4 protein-coding genes are annotated in these 6,010 nt (G+C 51.0%); all 4 read left to right on the top strand.

The genetic code is table 11. From position 1 onward, the window contains the following. The first annotated feature begins 291 nt into the window (after positions 1-291). A complete protein-coding gene (locus tag JE47_RS0119215) occupies positions 292-1,917 on the top strand; it encodes a hypothetical protein (RefSeq protein ID WP_031461300.1) in 1,626 nt (541 codons plus the stop codon). A gap of 9 nt (positions 1,918-1,926) precedes the next feature. Then, positions 1,927-2,346, top strand: coding sequence for a hypothetical protein (locus tag JE47_RS0119210; protein WP_031461299.1), 420 nt, complete (start codon positions 1,927-1,929; stop codon positions 2,344-2,346). A 76-nt stretch (positions 2,347-2,422) separates the two neighbouring features. Further along, positions 2,423-3,988, top strand: a complete 1,566-nt coding sequence (locus JE47_RS0119205) for an ATP-dependent acyl-CoA ligase (protein ID WP_031461298.1) — start codon at positions 2,423-2,425, stop codon at positions 3,986-3,988. A gap of 536 nt (positions 3,989-4,524) precedes the next feature. Then, positions 4,525-6,010, top strand: a 1,486-nt coding sequence (locus tag JE47_RS0119200) for an ArnT family glycosyltransferase (RefSeq protein ID WP_031461297.1), incomplete at its 3' end; no start/stop codon positions are given.

The following is a 6,010-nucleotide window of genomic DNA, read 5'->3' as shown; positions in this document are numbered from 1 at the left end:
AAGCTGCCTGCGGGAAGTGTGGAGAACGTAGAGGCGGCTTTTTAAGCCGCCTGCGGGAAGTGGGGAGAACGACGGGGCGGCGTTCCCCACCTGTCCGCTGGTATGTACTGTTTGCTTGCAATGTCTGGTATGATAAGGGTAAGTTCCTCTCGCGTTACTGTGCCTGGGTCGAACGCAGGGTCGCATGTCTGGTGACTGCCCATGGAATCTACAGCAAAACGTATCATAACGAATACCGAATGAAGACGCAGACAGCACTTGCTTTGACTTCGTACTCCAAGGAACAAATCCATGCTTGACCGTTGTATTACCGATGTGAAGTTGAGAAAAGCCGATTACGACCAATTAGCTCCAGAGTTACAGGCACGCCTCTTTGACCTCGAACAGATGCTGCTAGAGGCGCGTATTCCGACGATTTTCGTGTTTGAAGGGTGGGCCGGAACCGCAAAAGCTCGCACGATTGCGACCTTAACCCGTCGGCTCGATCCGCGTGGGTTTCGTGTGCATTCAATTACGCCGCCACGAACGTATGAGCAGCAGTATCCATGGTTGTACCGTTTCTGGTTGAAAATTCCTAGTTATGGGCAGATGAGTTTCTTTGACCGCTCGTGGTATCGCGAGTTGCTGGCTTCCTACATCAGTGGTGGTGATCGCGATCAGTGGCGTACCCGCTGTGAAGACGCGGTCATCTTTGAGCGTCAACTGGCCGATGATGGCGCATTTATCATTAAGTTTTGGTTGCATATCACGAAAAAACAACAGGCGCGCCGCTTTGCAAAATTGCTTGCTGACCCACTCAACGCCTGGCGGGTAACGGATGAAGATCGGTGGCAGCATCGCCACTATAAACAGGTCTATCTGGCCGTCGAAGAGATGCTCTCGCGCACTGATACCGCCTTTGCGCCCTGGCATGTTGTTCCTGCTGCCGATAAACGGTACGCTCGCCTTACCGTATTGCAGATCATTGTTGGTGCGCTGGAGAGCCGCTTGGGGATAACGGCTCTTGATCGGGGAGCCAGTCTTGATGACAGCGGATCGGCCTTGCGGCGCTCTTACATCGAACTTCGGATGCCGGTACAGCCGGTGGCAGTAGAAACGAGTGTTGAGCGCACAATGTTCCTTCCCCAACCAGGTAAACCAACCCCAACACCGATTGTAACGGCGTCGGTTGCCCCGCTATTGCGTGCAGCCAGTCCATTACAGCGGGTTGATCTCAGTTTACGGCTGGACGACGAAACCTATCACCACGAATTGAAGCGGTTGCAGGCCAAACTTTATCTGCTCGGTTTACAGGTATACCATCAAAAGCGACCGGTTATATTCGTGTTTGAAGGATGGGATGCTGCCGGGAAAGGTGGCGCCATTCAGCGCTTGACCGCCGAACTCGATCCACGTGCGTATACCGTGCATGCTATTGCTGCTCCTTCTGGTGACGACAAGGCGCGCCACTATCTCTACCGCTTTTGGCGTCGTCTACCTCCCCGTGGTCAGTTTGCCATTTTTGACCGTTCGTGGTATGGGCGGGTTCTGGTTGAGCGGGTTGAGGGTTTCGCCCGGCCTGACGAGTGGCGGCGGGCGTATGCCGAAATTAATCAGTTCGAGCGCCAATTAGTTGATTTCGGTTCGATTATGGCCAAGTTCTGGTTGCATATCAGCCCTGAAGAGCAGTTACGGCGTTTTGAAGCGCGGCAACACGTACCCTACAAAGCCTGGAAATTGACCGACGAAGATTGGCGTAACCGCGAGAAGTGGCCTGCCTATCTTGAAGCAGCCGATGAGATGCTGTTGCGCACCAGTACACCATATGCGCCGTGGACAATTGTCGAAGCGGAAGATAAGAAGTATGCGCGGATCAAGGTACTGCGTACCGCCGTTGAGGTGCTCGAAGCTGAATTGGGGCCGGTAAAGCTAACGTAGGAGTTGTGTATGAGGCGTCGGTGGTTGTTCTGGCCTGGAGTTGTGATCATCGGCTTGTTCGTTGCCGTCGGGTTAGAGATAGTGCTTGGGAGTGGCGGCGCAGCGATGGGGATGGCGCTGAGTGTTGTCGTTGGAGGGGTGATTCGACACTGGCAGGAGCGGGTAGCCTTTTCGTGCCGGGTGAACGGGCCACGATTGCATCCATTGCAGGTAAGTGCGTTCGGTGTGATGGCGCTTGGGGTGCAATGGTATTATGGGCTGGGAGGTGGTGCCGTTGCCACGTTGAGCATGTACTGGCCGGTGTTGGGTAGCTCGTGGTTACCTTTACTGTTGGTCGGCGCCGGTGTAGGCTGGCTGGGTGTGCTCAGTGTGAAGAGCAGTTGTCGTGATGAACAGTTGTTGGCAATGATGGGTGAACACTATCGGTAGTAATACGAAATGAACCTGGGAAGGCCGGTACGTGTCGGCTGGGTAAACGGTTGTATAACGTTTGAGGCTCGTCATGATGAACACGATCTGGCATGCGCTTGCAGAGCAGGCAGAACTGCAACCTGATCGGATTTTGCTCAGGTTTGCCGACCAGCAGTGGCGTTATGCAGAAGCGGCAATGTTAGCACGTCGGGCAGCGGGTGTGTTGGGTAATCTTGGTGTACGACCAGGTGATCGAGTGGGGCTGATGCTCGGCAACACGCCAGACTATCTCTGGGCGTGGTTTGGGTGTGCCTGTCTTGGCGCAGTTGTTGTGCCGATCAATATCCACTTGAAGGGTGATGTACTTCACTATATCCTTGACCATGCCGGTGCAACGGTGCTCATTATTGAGCCGCACTTGTATGAACGGATTACCACGTTGCGCAACCAGTTGCCGACATTGCAACACGTGCTCGTGCGGGGTGATGGTGAACCGCTGCCCGAAGCAATCGCCTGGAATCAGGCACTCACTTCTGCGCAGCCCGCCGATCCTTCACCTAGTAACGCTACCGATTTGCACAGTATTCTCTATACTTCTGGTACTACCGGTCCACCCAAAGGTGTGATGCTCAGTCATCACGCATATCTCCATTCGGCAGCGCTATTTGCCGATGTCATGATTGGTGCGACCGCCGATGATGTGTTTGGTACAAGTTTGCCGCTGTTTCACATTAATGCGCAGGCGCATACGGTGTTACCCGCCATCTATCGCGGTACGACCATCGCCCTGATCGAGCAGTTCAGCGCCTCTCGTTACTGGCGACAACTGGCCGATCTGGGAGCGACTATTTGCAACCTGTTGGCGGCAATGATTCCGATCTTAATGAAGCAACCGCCTTCGCCCGATGATCGTTCGCACCGGGTGCGGATTGCTGCCTGTGCGGCTACCCCACCTGATCTGTGGCGGGCATTTGAAGAGCGGTTTGGCCTGACTATCATTGAAGGGTATGGGTTAACTGAGACTACCGGTTTTTGTGTGGCTAATCCACGGGATGCAGTACGAGTCGGTACGTTTGGCAAGCCAATGCCGGGCTTTGAGCTGGCCATTGTCGGCGCTGATGATACCCCGCTACCGGCAGGTGTTCCCGGCGAGATCGTTATTCGTCCGCAACGAGAACATCTCATAATGATGGGTTACTATCGTCAGCCTGAGCAAACGGCAACGGCACTGCGGGGGGGATGGTTTCATACCGGTGATCTTGGTCAGCTTGACGAGGCTGGATACGCGATCTTCATTGATCGGCTCAAGCAGTCGATTCGTCGTCGCGGCGAGAACATCTCCTCGTGGGAGGTTGAGCGGGCAGTAAATGCACATCCAGCCGTGCTCGAAAGTGCTGCAATAGGCGTGCCCAGTGAATTAGGCGAGGAAGAGGTCAAGGTTGTGGTGGTGCTGCGTCCCGGGGCAACGCTTGATCCGCTTGATCTGGTGCGCTGGTGTGAAGAGCGGTTGGCCTACTACGCGGTACCGCGCTACATTGAATTCCGCGAGAGCCTGCCCAAGACGGCGACTGAACGGGTTGAGAAGTACAAACTCAAAGCCGAAGGGATTGGTCAGGCATGGGATCGTGAGACCGCCGGTTATCGGGTGAAGCGTTCGTGACATAAGGTAGTCTTCATCTTTCGTTGCCCCCTCTTGTTCTCTCCAGATGAGAGCAAGAGGGGGTTGGCTTTTCAGAAAGGAACGGGTCCCGTACCTCCAACCTCCCCCCTTCCTCTTCTCATTATGGGAGGCAGGGGAGAGAGTCAAACGTGATCCATAGCAAGCACATTGAACTGCTGAAGCACAGCTTCGGGATTCTACAAAATAAAGCGCGCTAACAGCATAGGTGTTGGGGGCGAGGCGACGTTTGCGAGTGGTAAGGTTTCCGTCACAATCAGAGCTGACAAAAGATAACAAAGCTATCATCGTTCTCCTCTTCTTTTTATAAAGCGTCGTCATACCTGTTTGGTAGGGTATGACTGTCTGACAAACGCTGGAATGGTGAAAAGATCGCATAAGTGTTCTGCACGATACCACAATGGAAGCCCCGGCAGAAGTAGGGTATTTGCGTAGACGGTGAGGCTATTGTTTACGCAGATCAAACCGCCAAACATCAGCACCAGATGGTTGGCATGAACTGAAGAAGGAGCAAGTCAGTGCACAATCAGAAGACGGTCGCCAATCAGCCATTTGCCGAGACAGGTGTTATGGTAAAGTGGAATACTTACGGGTGGCGCATTTATTTATTGTTAGTACTGTTCATAGCTGCTGTACTCAGACTTAGTTCACTCTCAATGATGGAGTTTCGCCATGACTCGGCATACTGGGCACTTGATGGGTATCGTATCTTGCAGGGAGATTATTATCCGTTAGTCGGTCAACAGGTTGGAAGTATTCGTTCATCGCTATATAACGGTCCCGCTCTATCCTACATAACAGCAATTGTATTTGCAGTATTCGGTTACAAGCCATTATTCGTTTCGGCACTGATTGCGACGCTAAATGTAGTTGGGGTCTATTTGGTTTATCTTGTCGGGTACCGTCTCTACTCGCGCAATGTTGGCCTGATAATGGCAACGCTTGCCAGCGTGTCACCATGGATTGTGTTGTACAGTCGCATGTTCTGGCCGCAGTCGCTGTTCCCCTTTCTCATTCCGCTCATGTTGTTGTGCTTGGTCAATGCGCTCGAAAAAGATAGAGTTATTGATTACATTTTGACCGGCATTTTACTCGGTCTAGGTGTCCAGTTGCACCTTTCAGTGCTGGCAATTGTGGGAACAAGTATGTTGATCTTGCTTGTCTATGGTAAAACAAAATGGAAAGTATCATTTTACGCTTTCAGTTTTGCTATAGGGTATGCACCCAATATTATCTACGACCTGACTTCGAATTTTGTTCATATCAAAAGTATCATGTTGCTTCCTTCTCTCCATGCTGTCGATGAGCCAAGAATATTTCACTTCGCCAAGACGGTATGGAACTTTTCTAATGTACTATCAGGACAAGGATTGTGGGTAAGTAAATTATCGAAGTCTCAGTACTTGTCGTCATTTGTCGACTGGGGTCAAGGTGTTTTGTATTCGCTAGTATTTATGATTTGTCTCGCTGCTATATTTTACTACATCGCCGGTGATTCACAGGCTGATCGGTTGCGTTTTAGAATTTCATATAAAGATGCAATAGTGCTGCTAATTTTACTTTTACCTCTGGCTTATCTCTTTTTTTCAAGAAGTTTGATTCAGCGGCACTACTTCCTCTTTATCTATCCGTTGCCGCTGCTGGTGATAGCAAGAGGGTTTGAGATATTGAGTTCAAGGATTTTTCTCAAGAAAGATACTGTACAAGTAAGATTGATCTTTTTGGTAGTTCTGACAATCATGTGTTTACTTAATTTAATAACAATAGGGTACGCAGCGCGTTTTCTAGAACAGACAGGTGGTCAAGGAGAATATGGGACGGTTTTTGTCAATAAAGATCAGGTGGTGAGTTATATTGTCGAACATTCTAGTGGTGAATATATCGTCGATCTTAGTAATGTACAGGAGTCGTTACCGTATGTATTTCTCTTTCAGACTCGTGGGAAGATTACCATTGATGGTGATCATATGATTGCCTATACACTTCAGTCTTATCCACCATCTC

This window comes from Chloroflexus sp. MS-G (genome assembly GCF_000735195.1).
GTDB lineage: Bacteria > Chloroflexota > Chloroflexia > Chloroflexales > Chloroflexaceae > Chloroflexus.
Note: the sequence above shows the minus strand (reverse complement) of the source record. Positions and strands in the feature narration are given on the sequence as shown.